Here is a 17,709-nt window from a genome sequence, read left to right as displayed (position 1 = left end):
GCAAGCCACTGATAGTGCGCAATAAAAAACCACAAAAATGCCGACCTGAGTCGGCATTGACGGCACTGTGCTGACGACCTGGCTCAGGCACGGATCAGATAGTCCGCCTGACCAACCCACTTGTAGCTGGTCAGCTCGGTCAGCCCCATGGGGCCACGGGCATGCAGCATCTGGGTCGAGACCGCGACTTCGGCCCCCAGGCCAAACTGGCCGCCATCGGTGAAGCGGGTGGAGGCGTTGACGTAGACCGCCGCCGAACCGGCACCGTTGACGAAGCGCTCCGCATTGGCGAGATCGTTGGTCAGGATGGCGTCGGAGTGGCCGGCGTTGTGCTCGCGCATGTGGGCGAGCGCCTCGTTGACGTCCGCCACCAGCTTGATCCCCAGGGTCAGCCCCAGCCACTCGGTGTCGAAATCTTCCGCTCCCGCCTCGCACAGGTTGTCGCTGCCTGCCAGCAGCGCCATGGCATTGGGCGCCCCCACCAGGGTCACCTTGCGTTCGTTCATCAGTGCCACCAGTTGCGGCAGGAAGGTGGCAGCCACCTTCTCGTGTACCAGCAGGGTATCGAGGGCGTTGCAGGCGGAGGGGCGCTGCACCTTGGCGTTGTCGATGACCGCCAGGGAGCGCACCAGATCGGCGCTCTCGTCCACGAAGATGTGGCTGATGCCAAAGCCGCCGATGATGACGGGGATGGAGCTGTTCTCCTTGCACATCTTGTGCAGCCCGGCGCCGCCGCGGGGGATGATCATGTCCACATAGCGATCGAGGCGCAGCAGCTCGCCCACCAGGGCCCGGTCAGGGTTGTCGATGTACTGCACCGCATCTCCAGGCAAGCCCGAGGCCGCCAGCGCGCGCTGGATCACCCGTACCAGCTCCAGATTGGAGTGGAAGGTCTCGCGGCCACCGCGCAAGATGCTGGCGTTGCCGGTCTTGAGGCAGAGGCTGGCGATGTCGATGGTGACGTTGGGACGCGCCTCGTAGATGACGCCGATGACCCCTATGGGCACCCGGCGGCGGGAGAGGCGCAGACCGTTCTCCAGCACCCGGCTGTCGATTTCGGCGCCGACCGGATCGTCAAGGGAGATCACCTTGCGCACGTCCGCCACTATGCCGGCGAGCCGGGCGGGGTTGAGCAGCAGGCGATCCAGCATGGCTTCTGACAAGCCAGCCTCACGGCCAGCCGCTATATCCTTGTCGTTGGCCGCGAGGATCTGCTCGCTTCGCGCCTCCAGCTCGTCGGCGATGGCGGCCAATGCCCGATTCTTCTGCGCCGTGCTGACGGTCGCCAGCTGATAGGCGCCCTCGCGGGCCGCCTGCCCCATTCTCTCCAGACTCATAACGTCATCCTTTTTCTCTTTCATAGGTGCTGCTTAGAGCAGCACCATGTCGTCTCTGTGGCTGGCCCATGATCCCATAGCCATGGCCGCAGCCGTAGCGGCAGGTCTATCGGGGCCGACTGCTCACAGCAGCACCATATCGTCTCTGTGGATGGCAACGGCGCCATAGCCGTAACCCAGCACGGCCTCTATCTGATCCGAGTGTACGCCCCGCAGCTTCTCAAGCTCCAGATGATCGTAACGGCAGATGCCGCGGGCCAGCTCGCTCCCCTGGGGGCCCAGGATCCGCACCACGTCGCCTCGGACGAAGTCTCCCTTGACCGCGACTATGCCCTTGGGCAGCAGGCTGGAGCCCTTCTCCTGCATGGCGGCCACGGCCCCCTGATCCACCCGGACTTCCCCGTGGGGGGGCGGCCCTGCCAGGATCCAGCTCTTGCGCCCTTCCAGCGGCGAGGCCAGGGCCGGGAACAGGGTGCCCACCCGCTCGCCGGCGGCGAGGCGACCGATCACTTCCGGGATCTGGCCGGTGGCGATCACCACGTTGACCCCGGCGCGGCGCGCCACATCGGCGGCCTGCAGCTTGGTGGCCATGCCGCCGGTCCCCAGACCGCTGACGCTGTCACCGGCGAGGGATCGCAGGGTGTCGTCTATGGTCTGCACCTCTTCGATGAGCTGGGCATCCGGGTTGGTACGGGGATCCGCGGTAAAGAGCCCCTTCTGGTCGGTGAGCAGGATCAGCAGATCCGCATCCGCCAGAATAGCGGCGCGGGCGGAGAGGTTGTCGTTGTCCCCCACCTTGATCTCGGCGGTGGCCACGGCGTCGTTCTCGTTGATGACCGGGATGATGCGATGATCGAGCAGGGTGCGCAGGGTGTCGCGGGCATTGAGGTAACGCTCCCTGTCCTCCAGATCAGCGCGGGTCAGCAACATCTGGCCGATGTGCAGCCCGTAGAGATTGAACAGGTCCTGCCATACCCGGATGAGCTGGGTCTGACCCACCGCCGCCAGCATCTGCTTGTTGGGCAGGGTCGGCGCCAGCGGAGGGTGCCCCAGGTGCTCACGTCCGGCGGCGATGGCGCCAGAGGTCACCAGAACGACACGGTGCCCGTGTCGATGCAGGGCGGCACACTGCCTGACCAGCTCCACCATGTGGGCACGGTTGAGACGGGCAGATCCCCCGGTGAGCACGCTGGTGCCCAATTTGACGACTATGGTTCTGTTTTCCATGGGAACAAAGGGTTAGAAAAGTAAGGAATCCCTTTATACCCACGGCCCTGTTGCCCTGCAAGGCAATTAAGCCTCACCGCTGTCATGGCAAAGAAGGAGGCCCCGCGGATCCATGACCGCAGAGCCCGGGCGGATCAGGCCGCCGTCACATTCAGCTCGGTGGTGACCTGCTTGGCGGGAGACAAGGTGCACTCCAGCAGGGTCAGCTTGGCGCTGATGAGTTTGTAGAAGTGGTTGAGGGTACGTTCGACTTCGGCCTGATGCTTCTTGGGCAGCGGCTTGTCGATCCACTCCCCGTCCGCATTGTAGAAGCCGACCTGATAGTGATAGCTGAAGCTGTGGTCCTCCTGCTCCAGCACCAGCCACCAACCCCAGAACTCCCGCTTGTCCGGCGCCGGTTTGGCGCTGACGCAGACGGAAAGGCAGTCGAAGCGGTAGCGTCCCTCCTCGCACAGATCCTCGCGCAGATAGGGGCCAATGGCCGCGAATTGCCGCAACAATCGCTTGTAGGTCACTCTTTCTGACATGCTAACCTCCCTGTTGAACAAGCCATACCATCACATGATGATGTTACATTTTTAGTTCTATATCATGTACATAAGTGTTTCTTTAGCCAATCTACCGTCTCTTTGAGCGCCTCGTCATACACCTCCAGCAGAGGCTGTTTGTCGAACACCACCGCCTTGCCATTGCGGCTGGCGGAGGCCAGGGCCCTGACATCCTGCTCGGGACAGATGAAGTCACGCTTGTGGCCGATGCTCAGGATGGGCACAGAGGTGCGACTCCCCAGCAATCCCTGGGTCTTGAGGGAGAAGACCTGGCACTTGGTGCGCAGCAGATCCCACTGGGCCGCATCGGCCCCCAGGCGGTTCGCCAGCCCGTCCCGCATCATGCGCGGACAGCGGGCAAACATCTCCTGATTGGTAAACACCTGATTGATGCCGGCCCCGATGCAGACCACAGTCCTGAGCTTGAAGGGTTCGATGAAGGCGAGGCGCGCCGCCACATTGCCGGCGAGGCGGAACCCCACCATGGCGATGCGCTGATGATCGACCCAGGCCACCTCGGAGAGGTGGTTGAGCACCGCCTGGTGCAGGCGACTGGTGTCCTGCACCAGCGGCCAGTGCTCCGCATAGCCGGTTCCCGGCATATCCAGGGACAGCATGCCGATGCCGTGGGGCTCGAGGCACTTGAAGTAGAAGTTGAGGAAGTCGACCTGGAGGGCGTCGATGCCGCCGCTGACGATGACCAGAGGCACAGGCCTGTCGGTGGTGGGCAGGTGCAGATAGCCCTGAATGGTCTTGCCCCGGAACGGGACCTGCAGCTCCTTGAGCGGCACCTTGAACAGCCTGCCAGCCTCGCGGTAGGCCATGTTGCAGAGCAACTGGGCCTGATCCGCCAGCTCGTCATTCTTGAGGTGGGGGTAGCTCGCGATGGAGTAGTAGCGCACCGCCTTGAGCAGATTCTTCAGCGCTCCGGCGCTATCGCCCTGGCCGACCAGCTCGCGCCCGGCATTGAAATAGCGGCCAGCCAGCTGGCTCCACTCATAGACCCAGTTGCCGGGCACATAACCCTTGATGGTATCCAGATAGCGCTCGTGGCTGCGTTCTCCCTGCCCCATGGCGATGCGGGCCAGGGTCTGCTCCACCTCCACCGGATCCGCCCCCTGCCAGGCCCAGGTCGGCCGGCGCAGCAGGCGATACCAATGGGGCGACAGGGCGCCGTCGATGAAGCTCTCGGCCAGGGAGCTGTCCTGCTCTTCGACCGGGCTGGAGTTGGATATTTCGGAGGTTTCCAATACCTTTTTGACCCGGGTGAACAGCTTTTCCGTCAGGTTGGTATCGTCGTTTGGTTCCAAGATGGTGACTCTTCTGTCTCAAACAATGGCCCATCTTAACCACTTTTCACTGCGGGCAGCCACATCATAAACACATAAGGCCCCAAACAGGGGCCTTATGAAACCGTCTTGCCATCGGCGCGAGCAACCTGCCCCCGCAACAGTCAGGGGCGGTGCGCCAAGGCAGCGCCGATTACTCTTCGTCGCAGATAGGGTTGGCAAACTCCAGCGCCATGTCCCAGGGCTGCTCAATCCAGGTGTCCTGCGGGATGGCCACTTCGAAGTCATCCACCAGCGGCTCGCCCATGGGCTTGGCGAAGATGGTGATGAACTTGGCCTTGGGATAGAGGTCACGGATCGCCTTGGCGGTGCCACCGGTATCCACCAGATCGTCCACGACCAGCCAGCCTTCGCCGTCACCGGCGGTGGTGGCAGCCTTGACGACCACCAGCTCACGCTGGCTGTTGTGGTCATAGCTGGAGATGCAGAGGGTTTCGACGTTGCGAATGCCAAGTTCACGGGCCATCAGGGCAGCCGGTACCAGGCCACCACGGCTGACCGCGATGATCCCTTTCCACTGGCTGACGGGCAGTTGACGACGGGCCAGACGGCGCGCTTCACGTTGCAGGTTATCCCACGACACATAGAATTTCTTTGGCATGCTATCGATCTCAACGAGTTATAAAGGCAATCACTTAAGACGTAAGAGTCCCGGCAGACACACGGGATCCGGTAAATTCAGGCCCCCGTTTCCTGAATTTTGCTTGCACTTTTGCGGCCTCAGGGGTGAACCCTCGGCAGCAAAAAGCAGATGCATTGAAAGCAGGACGGGCATGGCTGGCGGCCATATCGATCGAAACCCAGACCTCAGGCCAGCTGTTGGGCCGGTATGATAGCACCCTTTGCAGATAAAATGACTGGCAAACGTATGCGAAAAACAGGAAAAGTCGGTCATCTCCTGTCTGCTTCGCCTCCCCTTGGGGCCCAGTCCTCATCAACAGGGTGCTCATTTGAAGAGCAAACCTCGAATTTCGGGTAAAAAAATAGCAGGGGGAGGATGGAATCCTCACACACCTGCTGCTTTCTCTGTCAGCCTGGCTGACTGCCCGTCTTAACGGCGACCGGCGTAGGGGTTCGGATAGTTGAAACCCTGGGTATAGAGAGACTGGGCAAACCAATAGGTTGAATTGCTGCCTGACATATTAAAACTCCTGATTGCTTAACAAGTTACGTACCTATAATGCGGGTTCAGATCCTTGAACAGACACTCGGTTCCGTGGAGGCGCACTTGCTTTGCTTCGGTTCCCTGGAGGCATTGATTGTCATCCTGACAAGTGGTTGACCCACGGCGGCTAATTTACCACCCGGCGGCAAAAAGACAATATTTTTGTGATGCGCATCACGAATTTCAATCTTCTGCTGGTACACATGGGCAAGGCAGTCATGTCCGCCATTAAGGCACCCTTTATCAGCACAAGCAGACCGCAATTTGCGCAGATCGCTCACATTTTTGTGTGATTGACTGTATTATCGTTACCCTCTTCTGCGGCCCACTGGGCCCTGTCCATTTCCGTGCTGGTAAGGAGTCCCGACGTGGCACAGCTTAGTTCTCTGTCTCCCAAGTTGATTTGGCAATTCTTCGAGCAGATCTGCTCCATTCCCCACCCCTCCAAGCACGAGGCCAAGTTGAGCGCCTGGATAGTGCAGTGGGCCCAGGGAGAAGGCCTGGCGGTCAAACAGGACGCCGTGGGCAACATCATCATCAAGAAGCCAGCTACCCCGGGCATGGAAAACCGCAAGGCCGTGGTGCTGCAGGCCCACATCGACATGGTGCCCCAGGCCAATGCCGATACCCAGCACGACTTCACCAAAGACCCTATCGATGCCTACATCGACGGTGAATGGGTCACCGCCCGTGGCACCACCCTGGGCGCCGACAACGGCATGGGCATGGCAGGCTGCCTGGCCGTGCTGGCGGACAAGACCATCAAGCACGGCCCGCTGGAAGTGCTGCTGACCACCGACGAAGAGACCGGCATGACAGGCGCCTTCGGCCTGGAGGCGGGCTGGCTGGAGGGCGAGATCCTGCTCAACACCGACTCCGAAGAGGATGGCGAGGTCTACATGGGCTGCGCTGGCGGCGTGGATGCCAATATCCGCTTCCCGCTGGAGCTGGTTGCCGCCACTGAAGGGGAAGGCTTCGAGCTGCAGGTCAAGGGGCTGCGTGGCGGTCACTCCGGGGTCGACATTCACCGAGGTCGTGGCAACGCCAACAAGCTGCTGGTGCGCCTGCTCAAGGCCGCCGAGCCGCTGGGGGTGCGTCTGGCCGAGATAAGCGGCGGCACCCTGCGCAACGCCATCCCCCGCGAAGCCCGCGCCACCCTGCTGGTGCCCACCGCCAGTGTCAGCGAGTTCAAGGCCCTGGTTGACCGCTACGCCGGCATCTACCAGAGCGAGCTGGCCGCCACAGAGGCGAACCTGACCCTGCTGCTGAGCGGCCGGGACACGCCCGCCAAGCTGATGAGCGAATCCCTCCAGACCCGCCTGCTGGACGCCCTGGTGGCTTGCCCCAACGGGGTGATGCGCATGAGCGACGCCATCCCGGGCGTCACCGAGACCTCCACCAACCTCGGGGTCATCAAGACCCTCGACGGCGAGGTGTATGTGCAGTGCCTGATCCGCTCCCTGATCGACTCCGGTCGCGAGAGCGTAGAGCAGATGACCCGCTCCCTGTTCAGCCTGGCGGGTGCCAGCTGTGAATTCACCGGCGCCTACCCGGGCTGGGCACCGAACGTGGACTCCCCCGTCATGGCCCTGGTGCGCAACAGCTACCAGACCCTGTTCGGCGAGATGCCGAACGTCATGGTGATCCACGCCGGCCTCGAGTGCGGTCTGTTCAAGAGCGCCTACCCGGATTGGGACATGGTCTCCTTCGGCCCGACCATCCGCGGCGCCCACGCGCCGGGCGAGAAGGTACACATCCCGGCGGTCGAGCGCTTCTGGCAACTGCTGGTCCACGTGCTGGAACAGATCCCGGCCAAGTAAGCGCGACCTCCCCTGCCGCTTCATGCCCCGCCCAGTGCGGGGCATGTCATTGGTGCTCCCCCTTGCTCTCCCTGCGTTGCCTCTTCACAGCCCCTGCAGCTCCCCCTTGAAATCGTATCCATAAGCAACCCTTGATTTGAAAACCTTTTCCATGATTTATGTAAATTTACAACACAATAAGTTGATCGAGATCACAAAAGCCTCTAGCATCAAAGTGTGACCAAGGTCACAGGAAACAATAATCAACAGAGCGAAGAGGTAAGACTATGTTTGAGAACCTGGCAGTGCTGTTCCACCTGAAGGGTGCATCCAGCAAGAAAGGCACACAAGAGAAAGACACTTATGCGCCTTCGACTCGCAACTACTACTTCCGCTATGGCGCCTGATGTCGCCCCTCCGGAAGTTGACATTGACGACGTAATAAAACTACAAAACAACTCAGCAATTCACACCACAGCCACCCCCTCGGGGCGCTGTCCTGCCCGGGCCAGATGTTCCACGGCCAAACCTGAACTCCAACCATGAAGATGGGGCCCACAGGCCCCATTTTTTTATTGCTCGTCCCCGACGCCACCTTGCTGTGATACCGGCCCTGGCGCAGTGGACGCCGGCATCAGACCGCCTTTCCCAGCGGCGCCGCCTCCACCACGGGCAAGGGGAAGTGGCAGGCCACCTGATGGGCCTCTGTGCCACAGGTCTCCAGACTCGGCGAGGTGGTGCGGCACAGCTCGGTGGCATAGGGGCAGCGCTGATGGAAGTGACAGCCGCTCGGGGGGGAGATGGGTGAGGGGACGTCCCCGGCCAGCAGGATGCGCTGGTTGCGCCTGCGGGGATCCGGCACCGGGATCGCCGAGATGAGCGCCTGGGTATAGGGGTGACGTGGGCTCAGGTAAAGCTGCTGGGCCTCGGCCAGCTCGACGATCCGGCCCAGGTACATGACCGCAATCCTGTCCGAGATATGTTTGACCACAGAGAGATCGTGGGCGATGAAGATGATGGCCAGGTTCATCTCCCGCTGCAGGGTGAGCAGCAGGTTCACTATCTGGGACTGCACCGAGACATCCAGCGCCGATACCGCCTCGTCACACACCAGGAGTTTGGGCTTGAGGGCGATGGCGCGGGCGATGCCGATGCGCTGGCGCTGACCGCCGGAAAACTCGTGGGGATAGCGATCAACCGCACTCTTCGGCAGCCCCACCTTGTCCAGCAGCTCCAGCACCCAGCCGCGTCGCTGCGCTGTGTTGCCTTTGCCGTGGATGATGAAGGGCTCTTCCAGGATCTGGCCCACGGTGTGGCGGCCATTGAGGGATTCTGCAGGATCCTGAAACACTATCTGCATCTCCTGGCGCAGGGATCGCATCTCCCCGGGTGACAACCGGGTGATGTCGCGCCCCTCGAAGCTTATCTGCCCCGCCGTGGGCTCAAACAGCTTGAGCAGGGAGCGGCCGAGGGTGGACTTGCCACAACCGGACTCCCCCACCAGCCCCAGGGTCTCCCCCTGCTTGAGATCGAAGCTGATGCCATCCACCGCGTAGACGGTATAGGGCTTGCGCAAGAAACCGCCCCCCATCTTGAAGTGCTGTTTCAAGTCTCTTACCGACAACAAGACGCTCATATGCTCAACTCCTTCCAGTGGTGGCAGGCCACCGCGTGGCGATCGCTCAACTGCTCTGTCACCGGGTTGGTGCCCACGCAGAGCTCGGTGGCGTGGGGGCAACGGTTGGAGAAGCGGCAGCCCGCCGGCATCTCGTGCAGGGCGGGCACCTGGCCCTTGATGGTCTTGAGCAGGCTCTTGGGCACGTCTTCGAGGCGCGGGATCGAGGCCATCAGACCATGAGTATAGGGATGGCGCGGGTGGTCAAACAGCTCGAAGATGTCGGCCCGCTCCACGGCGCGGCCCGCATACATCACCACCACCTCGTCGCACAGTTCGGCCACTACCCCGAGATCGTGGGTGATGAAGATGATGGCCATGCCGGTCTGGGCCTGCAGCGCCTTCATCAGATCCAGGATCTGGGCCTGGATGGTGACATCCAGCGCCGTGGTCGGCTCGTCGCAGATGAGCAAGTCCGGCTCGCAGGCCAGCGCCATGGCGATCATCACCCGCTGGCGCATGCCGCCTGAGAGGTTGTGGGGATAGACGGCAAAGCGCTGGGCTGGCTCCGGGATCCCCACCTTCTGCAGCATGGCGATGGCGGCCTCCTTGCGCTGGGCCTTGCTGTAGTCCGGCCTGTGCAGGTGAAACACCTCCATCAGCTGATCCCCGACCGTCTGCACCGGGTTGAGGGCCGTCATGGGCTCCTGGAAGATCATGGAGATGCGGTTGCCACGCACCCTGTACATCTGATCCGGCGCCAGGGTGAGCAGCTCCTCCCCCTGAAAGCGGATGGAGCCGGCCACCACCTGACCGTGGGGCCTGGGCAGCAGCCCCATGATGGCGAGCGAGGTGACGCTCTTGCCGCAGCCGGACTCGCCGACTATGCCTAAGGTCTGGCCCGGGGCGACCTGGAAGCTGACCCCGTCGAGTACCTTGATCTTGCCGTCATCGACCGTGAACTCCACCTCGAGATCCCTGACCTCCAGGATGGGGGTCCTGCCCATGCCGTTATCGGCGGTGAACTTTCCCCCATTCTCTCGAACGTCCAGAATGGGGGCCTCTGTCTCTGCCATCGTCTCCCCCTTCTCAATGATGCGCATAGGTCTTGTCGATCAGGGTGATGGGAGCGAGCGACTCACCCGCCTCCTTGGCCTTACGGGTCTCTTCCTGCACCTTGGGATCGAGCCAGAGCAGGCCGCCACTGCTGTGGGGGTAGCCATCCATGGGCCAGTAGAGCAGATCCGGGGTGTTACGGGTGGCGGGCACTTCGGGCAGCATCAGGTGGCGCCAGCTGCTGGCCCGCACGTAGTTGAGCTGCACCCCGGGCACGAAGATGGCGAGATCATAGATGCGCTGCTGGATCTGGCGGGAGATCCCGGCCCGCTTGCTCATGTCGAACTCGACGTTGTAGGCGTCGATCAGGGCGTCCAGCTCCTTGTCGGCCACGTTGAACAGGTTGTTGGTCTGGGGCTTATTGGCGTTGTCGGAGTGGAACGACTCCCAGTATTGCGGGTAGAGACCGCCGCCACCCCAGCCGAGCCAGGCCGCCTCGTGCTTCTTCTCCAGCATCACCTTGAAGCCGGTGGCGCCATCCACCAGGTTGAGCTCCAGATCCAGGCCCGCCTTCTTGGCCTCTTCCTTGAGCACGGTCAGTCGCTTGGAGTGCTCCTGGCTGGTATAGGTCAGCGCCAGGGTCAGCCGCTCCCCCTTGTCGTTTTGCAGGATGCCGTCCGGCCCCGGCTTGTTGTAGCCACCCTTGGCGAAGTACTCCCTCGCCTTGGTAATGTCATAGGCCCGCTCCGGCAGCTTGATGTCGGTGAATTCGCCAAAGCCCGAACCGAAGGTGGTGGCCCTGTCATAGTCGCCGTGCAGCACGGTCGCAATCATCTTGTCCAGGTTCATGGCATGCTGGATGCCGAGGCGCACATTCACGTCCGCCAGCTTGGGGTTGCTGACGTTGAGGTGCACCCCCTGCCCTCCCTGCTTGGTGTCTGTCATGGCCATCACCTTCTGCACATAGCCCTTCTTGTATTCCGGGGTCACGGCTTTTTCATGCCACCAGTTGGGCAGTATCATCTCGAAGGTGTCCAGCTCCCCCTTGAGGAAGTGGCGGAACGCTATGTTGTGATCCCGGATCACCTGCACCTTGATACGGTCAAGGTTGAATCTGTGCTGGTTGTAGCGATCCTGCTGGGCCCACCAATCCTTCTGCTTGCTGAAGGTGATGGACTTGCCCTTCTTCACCTCGCTCATCACATAGGGGCCAGTGGTCGGCACCACAGCCCAGTTGTACTGCTTCACCCAGTTCGGCCCCATCTTGTAGTAGTGCTTCGGCTGGGGCCACAGCTCGGTGGTGTTGAGGAGATCCAGCCTGGCCTTGCGGCTGCCCGCCTTCACCAGGATGGTGTGATCGTCGACCTTCTCCACCGCCACCACCTCTGTGGTGTAGTAGTTGTTGAACCAGGGCCCCTTGATGTCCTTGGAGCGCATCATCTCGTAGCCGAAGGTGTAGTCGTCGGCGGTGACCGGCTTGCCGTCAGACCATTTGGCGCGGGGATCCAGCTTGAAGTAGACGGTCTGGCTGTCCGGTGCTATGGCCCAGGCGCTCGCCAGCGAGGGAATGGGGTTGCCGGTATTGGGGTGGAAGCTGATGAGCCTCAGCTGGTTGTCCAGGATGAAGGAGCGGAACGAGCCGTTGGAGTCGGGCCCCACGGTGCGAAACGTCAGCGGAAAGCTGTCGATGAAGAGGTTGAGGGTACCGCCGGGCAGCGCCTTGGGGGAGGCAAACACAGGGTCTGTGTCATTGGTCTCCCACTTGAGATCCGCGGGCAGGCTGGCGGCCCACACCCAGGATCCGTTCACCAGCACGAAGAGAGCACCTATCCATTTGATTTTATTGTTCATGTTTGACTTCCAAGTCTGGCCCCTGCACCGGGGGCGTCTCAATTAAGGGTTGGATACCCAGGGCCCTGAGACGGGCCCCGGGTCACTGATAACGGGTAAACTTGCGCGGATCGAACGCCTCGCGGATCGCCTCCCCGATGAAGGAGACCATGATGAGCACCAGGCTCACCGCCGCCACCACAGAGCTCACGATCCAGATGGCATCCAGGTTGTTGATCCCCTGGGAGAGCAGCTCCCCCCAGCTCGGGGTCGGCGGGGCCAGGCCGAAGCCCAGGTAGTCCAGCGCCGTCAGGGTGGAGATGTTGCCCACCACGGCGAAGGGTGCCAGGGTGACTATCATCATCAGGGTGTTGGGCAGAATGTGGTGGAAGATGATCCGCCCCGTGGTCGCCCCCTGCGCCCGCGCCGCCATCACGTAGTCCCGTGCCCGCTCCTTGTAGGTGAGGGTGCGCATGTACCAGGTGATCCCCATCCAGCCGAACAGCACGTTGATGCCGACAAACAGGCCGAAGTTCGGCTTGGCCAGCGACACCAGGATCATGATGACGTAGAGGAAGGGCACCTGGGACCAGATCTCGATGAAGCGCTGCAGGATGAGGTCAAAACGGCCGCCGAGAAAGCCCATCATGCAGCCGATGCTGACCCCGATGACATAGCTCGCCACCAGGGTGATGAAGGCGAAGCCGATGGCGATGCGAAAGCCGTAGACCAGCCGCGCCAGCACGTCGCGACCGCTGGTGTCGGTGCCGAGGAAGTGGCGCTCCGCCAGGCTCGGGGCATAGGGCGGGTAGGCCTCCTCCTTGAAGTCCTGCTCATAGGGGTTCCAGGGCACCAGGGGCAGCAGCACCCAGTCCCCCTTCCCTTCCTGCGCAAATTTGCCCTTGAGCTGGCGGTAGTTGGTCTCGTACTCGTAGTCGAGCCCGAAGTGCTGGCCCGGGATCACGTCGCCATAGGTGGGAAAGTAGAGCTCTCCCTGATAGCTCACCGCCAGCGCCCGGCTGTTGACCAGCAGCTCCGCCAGCAGGGAGATGACCACCAGGGCCGAGAAGATGACAAAGGAGTAGTAACCACGCTTGATGGACTTGAAGCGCTTGAGTTTTTTCAGCGTTACCGGGTTCAGGTTCATGGTCAGTCTCCAAACCGCACGCGGGGGTCAACAGGAGATGCAACGCAGATATCGGAGACTAGATGGCGTGATATCAGCATCGGCATGGCAAGAAGGGTCTGGTTCATGGTCAGTCTCCAAACCGCACGCGGGGATCAACAGGAGATGCAACGCAGATATCGGAGACGATATGGCGTGATATCAGCATCGGCATGGCTAGAAGGATCTGGTTCATGGTCAGTCTCCAAACCGCACGCGGGGATCAACGAGGGCCACGCAGATGTCGGAGACGATATTGCCCACCAGCATCAACATGGAGGTGATGGCCAGTATGCCCATGACGGTGGGGTAATCCCGCTCGACGATGGCCTCGTAGCCGAGCAGACCTATGCCGTCGATGTTGAAGATGGTCTCGATGAGGAAGGAGCCGCCGAAGAAGACGGTGAGCACCGATCCTAAGTGGCTGGCGATGGGGATCAGGCTGTTGCGCATGGCGTGATCGGTCACCGCCTTGCGAAACGGCAGCCCCTTGGCCACGGCGGTGCGCACGTAATCTGCCGACAGGTTCTCCATCAGGCTGTTCTTCATGGTCATGGTGAGGATGGCGAAATCCCCGATGGCGTAGGCGATGAGCGGCAGCAGGGCGTGGGCGAAGACGGTGCGGATCTGATCCCAGCTGCTCTCCATATATTCGAAGTCCTCCCCCGGGAAGCCCCCCATGGGCAGCCACTCAAGGTGGAAGGCGAAGACGGTGATGAGGAAGATCCCCACCACGTAGGCGGGTAGCGCATAGGCCATGTAGATGAGCATGGAGCTGAGCGAATCGAAGCGGGTGTTGTGCCTGAGGGCCTTGGCCACCCCGAGCGGGATGGAGACGGCGTAGCTCAGCAGGAAGGTCGCCAGCCCGAAGAAGGCGGTCACCGGCAGCCTCTCCTTGATGAGATCCCACACCGGCTCGTAGTAGCGGGTCGACTCCCCGAGATCCAGCACCGCCAGCTTTTGCAGCCACTCCCAGTAGGCGATCAGCATGGGCTTGTCGAGGCCGTAAAACGCCTTGAGCTCCTCGATCTGCTCATCGGAGAGCGCCTGCGCCCCCTTGCTGCCGCTGGAGCGACCTGTCTCGTTCTGTGAGACCTGCGCCTGCAGCAACATGCGCTCGACCGGGCCGCCCGGCACGAAGCGGGTGATGGTGAAGACGAGCAGGGTGATACCGAGAAACGTCGGGATGATCAAAAGCATCCGACGTAAGAAATACGACAGCATGGTGGAACCTCGTCCTTGTTGTTCTTTTATGGTCAGTCACATCCGGTGACCGGCCTCTCCTTCCTGGCATTACTCACTGAATTGGCTGGTATTGGCAGACAATCCCGCTCGGCCACTGTAAAAGCTCTGCAACAAAAATCAAGTAGAACTAAGCCCGTCAATCGTCAGTGACGTCCGCAGCATAACTCGCTGACGTTTTTTTCCAAAAAATCCAACTTCAATATAAAAAACTGCTACGCCTTCTCATTTAACTTGTTTTTAATTATTAAAAAATTAATTACACAACTGTTTAAAATCAACAAAAAACTAATAAAAACATATAGATAAAATCAAACACCCCCTGATCTCATTTTACCTCTTAAAGAAGAGGGAAATATCCTCCTGCCTGAACCTGAACTGAAATCCCCCTGCCACCAAAGATAGAGTTAAATACTGCAAAAATGTCATTCCACGATACCGAGGCCATGGAGACAGGCGGTTTATCGATAAGTTCAAAAATAATCAATAAAATGGCAAAATACAAAATTAACAACATCTTTACACGAAGTGGCGCATTCTTTACGGAATAAAACGCCAAAAAGAATGCCACCGCCCTGCATAGTCTTCTAACGCCCCATCTCTTCCCCATCCTGGCCGCTCCATTTGACGTCAATCATCAAACCTTGATAAGCCTTACGCACCGCTCCAACGAGGGCGGTAAGGGAAGCAAACAAAAAAACAATCAGGAAGGATACTAACGATGCTTAGGAAAAGCAGACTCTCTGCTGCCGTAGCGTTTGCCTTGGCGAGCGCGGCAGTTGTGGGCACCCCTGCCCTGGCCGAAGAGGGCCAGAATGTCGAAAAACTGCAGAAGATCAAGGTCACCGGCTCGCGGATCTCCCGGGTCGATGTGGAAGGATCCACCCCTGTCGTCTCAGTGACCAAGGCAAAGATCGAGCAGTCCGGTCAGCAGACCGTCGCCGATTACCTCAAACAAGCCTCTTACAACTCCTTCGGTGGCGTCTCCCCGGCCTCCGGCAGCTCCTTCCAGTCCCAATCCACCGTCGGCCTGCGCGGCCTGGGGTCAGAGCGCACCCTGGTGTTGCTGAACGGCAAGCGGGTGGCGGGCTCCCCCACCATGGGCGGCACCTCCATCAACCTCAACACCATCCCCATGGCCGCCGTTGAGCGGGTCGAAGTCAACCTGGACGGCGGCTCCGCCATCTATGGTTCCGACGCCATCGGCGGTGTCATCAACGTGGTGCTCAAAGAGGGCTACGACGGCCTGACCTTCCAGGGACGCCTCGGCTCCCCGACCGAAGAGGGCGGTGACGAGAGCAGTGGCTCCGTCGTGGCAGGCGTCAATGGCGAGAAGGGCTCGCTGATGGCGGTCTACGAGCACGACAAGAAGGACGTCATCTACAGCCGTGATCGCGATTATCTGGCCAAGCAGGGCAACGATGCCCCCAGCGCCTACGGTCGCAACGTGGAGGGGATCACCGGTCTCGACGCCAACGGGGATCCCATCTGGAAATACGGCCCCCTGGCCGGTGCCACCAATGCCGACGGCAGTTGCAAGGAGCCCTTCATCGGCTTCGAGGGCGGCTGCAACTTCAACTACGGTCAGGTCGCGGCCACCACGGCCTCCCGCAGCCGTGACACCCTCTATGTGAACGGTCGCTACCACATCAACGACACCGTCGACTTCGTGCCGCAGATCATCGGCTCCCGGGTCGAGAGCTTCGGCCGCTTCGCCCCCGCCGCCGGTGCCTTCGCCATAGATCCGTCCAACCCGAACAACGCCCAGTTCTTCACCGACAACGGCCTGGACGCCGCCGCCACCCAGGGGCTGGGTGAAGCCGCCTACGCCTACTACCGCTTCAGCAACGTCGGTCCCCGTGACAACTATGTCACCGACATGACCGGCAGCCTGAACCTCGGCTTCGAGGGCACTGTCACCACAGAATCCGTGGGCGACATGCAGTGGAACGCCGGTTACATGTACTCCAAGACCGACAACAAGGAGAACGGCACAGGTTACGTGCTGCAATCCGCCGCCCAGCAGGCCATCGCCGACGGCAAGTTCGTCGGGGGCGAGTTCGATCCCAAGAGCACTGCCGCCATGGCAGCCGACACCAGCCGCCGCTCCACCATGGACTTCTACCAGTGGTACGCCGGTGTCCAGTGGGACATGGGTGAACTGCCGGCCGGTCCGGTCAGCTGGTATGCGGGCGCCGAGTACAACGACTGGGTCTATACCGACAAGTACGATGCCCAGTCCGAGGCAGGCAACATCATCGGCTCCTCCGGCAACTCCTCCGGCGGGGTGCGCGACGTCACCGCCGCCTACATCGAGTCCCTGGTGCCCATCACGGATCAGATCGAGCTGAACCTGGCCGGTCGCTTCGATGACTACAGCGACTTCGGCAGCGCCTTCTCCCCCAAGGCGAGCCTGCGTTACCAGCCGCTGGACAACCTGATGCTGCGCACCTCCTGGTCCCGCTCGTTCCGCGCCCCCAGCCTGAGCGATCTCTACGCGGCTGACTCCTTCTCGGCCGACTGGGCCAAGGACTATGTCTACTGCGAGGCCAACGGCATCTCGGCGGCGGACTGCCCGAACCGCCAGTACGACACCACCCGCACCTCCAACGAGGAGCTGAAGGAAGAGACGGCGGACACCTGGAACTTCGGGGTGGCCTACAGCCCGCTGGATGACCTGAACCTCTCCCTGGACTACTACACCATCAAGATCGAGGACGTGATCCAGCTGAACTCCCTGCAGTCCGTCATCTATGACGAGCTGAACAACGGGGGCTCCAGCAACATCACCCGCAACAGCCAGGGCAAGATCAGCGGTGCCATCGCCCCCATGGTCAACCTGGGGACCCTGAACACCAGCGGTCTGGATCTCAAGCTGGATTACCGCTACGACCTGACCTCCGCCACCATCCGCTATGACCTCGGCGGCACCTACATCCTGGAGTACAAGGAAGGCCTGTACGCCGGTGGCCCCGTCATCGACAAGATCGGCCAGAACGGTCTGCCGCAGATGCGCTTCAGCTCCGGCGTGGGTGTCAACGTGCCCCAGTGGTGGAACATGGATACCTACCTGAGCGCGAACTACATCGACTCCCAGAGCCAGGACTACATCGCCGACACCGGTGAGGAAGTGGGCCACATCGCGTCCCAGACCACCTGGAACCTGAACGTCGGCGTGGATGCCCCCTGGAACGGCAAGATCCAGGTCGGGGTGAAGAACATGTTCAACGCGGGCCCGTCCCTCGAGAGCGATGGCTTCACCTATGACGAGGAGCTCTACAGCATCGACGGTCGCATCTACTACCTCGACTACGCCCAGAAGTTCTGATCCACCAGGAAAGTGACGAGCCGGCCCCCTCGGGCCGGCTCTGCCCAA

General features: G+C 61.1%; 13 protein-coding genes. 2 read left to right on the top strand and 11 right to left on the bottom strand.

What is annotated here, in order from left to right; translation table 11 throughout:
• Positions 1-83: 83 nt before the first annotated feature.
• The 5 genes from HB860_RS02635 to gpt form a co-directional block, all read right to left on the bottom strand.
• Entirely contained in the window at positions 84-1,337 is a 1,254-nt protein-coding gene (locus tag HB860_RS02635) for a glutamate-5-semialdehyde dehydrogenase (protein ID WP_247625663.1), read from the bottom strand.
• Between the two features lie 123 nt (positions 1,338-1,460).
• Positions 1,461-2,564, bottom strand: a complete 1,104-nt coding sequence (proB, locus tag HB860_RS02630) for a glutamate 5-kinase (RefSeq protein WP_139437203.1) — start codon at positions 2,562-2,564, stop codon at positions 1,461-1,463.
• A gap of 134 nt (positions 2,565-2,698) precedes the next feature.
• Positions 2,699-3,091 carry a sigma factor-binding protein Crl gene (gene crl / locus HB860_RS02625; protein WP_247625662.1) on the bottom strand — a complete coding sequence of 131 codons (393 nt, stop codon included), beginning with the start codon at positions 3,089-3,091 and terminating at the stop codon, positions 2,699-2,701.
• Positions 3,092-3,153: 62 nt separating this feature from the next.
• Positions 3,154-4,422: an esterase FrsA gene (frsA, locus tag HB860_RS02620; protein ID WP_139437199.1), complete on the bottom strand. Its 1,269-nt coding sequence runs from the start codon at positions 4,420-4,422 to the stop codon at positions 3,154-3,156.
• Positions 4,423-4,594: 172 nt separating this feature from the next.
• Positions 4,595-5,062, bottom strand: a complete 468-nt coding sequence (gene gpt, locus HB860_RS02615; protein ID WP_005325980.1) for a xanthine phosphoribosyltransferase — start codon at positions 5,060-5,062, stop codon at positions 4,595-4,597.
• Positions 5,063-5,994: 932 nt separating this feature from the next.
• Between gpt and HB860_RS02610 the strand changes: the two genes are divergently transcribed.
• Positions 5,995-7,446 (top strand): aminoacyl-histidine dipeptidase, encoded by a 1,452-nt coding sequence (locus HB860_RS02610; RefSeq protein WP_247625661.1) that lies wholly within the window; start codon positions 5,995-5,997, stop codon positions 7,444-7,446.
• A 613-nt stretch (positions 7,447-8,059) separates the two neighbouring features.
• On the opposite strand, the gene HB860_RS02605 is transcribed toward HB860_RS02610, so the two are convergent.
• The 6 genes from HB860_RS02605 to HB860_RS02580 form a co-directional block, all read right to left on the bottom strand.
• Positions 8,060-9,061, bottom strand: coding sequence for an ABC transporter ATP-binding protein (locus HB860_RS02605; protein WP_247625660.1), 1,002 nt, complete (start codon positions 9,059-9,061; stop codon positions 8,060-8,062).
• Positions 9,058-10,116, bottom strand: a complete 1,059-nt coding sequence (locus HB860_RS02600) for an ABC transporter ATP-binding protein (protein WP_247625659.1) — start codon at positions 10,114-10,116, stop codon at positions 9,058-9,060. The genes HB860_RS02605 and HB860_RS02600 overlap by 4 nt, the downstream gene beginning before the upstream one ends.
• 13 nt (positions 10,117-10,129) lie before the next feature.
• The gene (locus tag HB860_RS02595) at positions 10,130-11,947 is read right to left on the bottom strand and encodes an extracellular solute-binding protein (protein ID WP_247625658.1); all 1,818 of its coding nucleotides are present in this window, start codon (positions 11,945-11,947) and stop codon (positions 10,130-10,132) included.
• An 82-nt stretch (positions 11,948-12,029) separates the two neighbouring features.
• Positions 12,030-13,073, bottom strand: a complete 1,044-nt coding sequence (locus HB860_RS02590; RefSeq protein WP_205642345.1) for an ABC transporter permease — start codon at positions 13,071-13,073, stop codon at positions 12,030-12,032.
• A gap of 216 nt (positions 13,074-13,289) precedes the next feature.
• Positions 13,290-14,315 (bottom strand): ABC transporter permease subunit, encoded by a 1,026-nt coding sequence (locus HB860_RS02585; protein ID WP_139439728.1) that lies wholly within the window; start codon positions 14,313-14,315, stop codon positions 13,290-13,292.
• Positions 14,316-14,673: 358 nt separating this feature from the next.
• A complete protein-coding gene (locus tag HB860_RS02580) occupies positions 14,674-14,943 on the bottom strand; it encodes a hypothetical protein (RefSeq protein ID WP_247625657.1) in 270 nt (89 codons plus the stop codon).
• Between the two features lie 111 nt (positions 14,944-15,054).
• On the opposite strand from HB860_RS02580, the gene HB860_RS02575 reads away from it, so the two are divergent.
• Entirely contained in the window at positions 15,055-17,661 is a 2,607-nt protein-coding gene (locus HB860_RS02575; protein WP_247625656.1) for a TonB-dependent receptor plug domain-containing protein, read from the top strand.
• The last annotated feature ends 48 nt before the right edge of the window (positions 17,662-17,709 follow it).

The sequence above is a fragment of the Aeromonas genomosp. paramedia genome (assembly GCF_023093515.1).
GTDB lineage: Bacteria > Pseudomonadota > Gammaproteobacteria > Enterobacterales > Aeromonadaceae > Aeromonas.
This window is presented reverse-complemented; position numbering and strand designations above follow the sequence as displayed.

Bases quoted from the DNA above. Each gene is read 5' to 3' on its own strand.
- HB860_RS02635 (WP_247625663.1), bottom strand. From the start codon at position 1,337: ATGAGTCTGGAGAGAATGGGGCAGGCGGCCCGCGAGGGCGCCTATCAG.
- proB (WP_139437203.1), bottom strand. From the start codon at position 2,564: ATGGAAAACAGAACCATAGTCGTCAAATTGGGCACCAGCGTGCTCACC.
- crl (WP_247625662.1), bottom strand. From the start codon at position 3,091: ATGTCAGAAAGAGTGACCTACAAGCGATTGTTGCGGCAATTCGCGGCC.
- gpt (WP_005325980.1), bottom strand. From the start codon at position 5,062: ATGCCAAAGAAATTCTATGTGTCGTGGGATAACCTGCAACGTGAAGCG.
- HB860_RS02605 (WP_247625660.1), bottom strand. From the start codon at position 9,061: ATGAGCGTCTTGTTGTCGGTAAGAGACTTGAAACAGCACTTCAAGATG.
- HB860_RS02600 (WP_247625659.1), bottom strand. From the start codon at position 10,116: ATGGCAGAGACAGAGGCCCCCATTCTGGACGTTCGAGAGAATGGGGGA.
- HB860_RS02595 (WP_247625658.1), bottom strand. From the start codon at position 11,947: ATGAACAATAAAATCAAATGGATAGGTGCTCTCTTCGTGCTGGTGAAC.
- HB860_RS02590 (WP_205642345.1), bottom strand. From the start codon at position 13,073: ATGAACCTGAACCCGGTAACGCTGAAAAAACTCAAGCGCTTCAAGTCC.
- HB860_RS02585 (WP_139439728.1), bottom strand. From the start codon at position 14,315: ATGCTGTCGTATTTCTTACGTCGGATGCTTTTGATCATCCCGACGTTT.
- HB860_RS02580 (WP_247625657.1), bottom strand. From the start codon at position 14,943: ATGGGGAAGAGATGGGGCGTTAGAAGACTATGCAGGGCGGTGGCATTC.
- HB860_RS02575 (WP_247625656.1), top strand. From the start codon at position 15,055: ATGCTTAGGAAAAGCAGACTCTCTGCTGCCGTAGCGTTTGCCTTGGCG.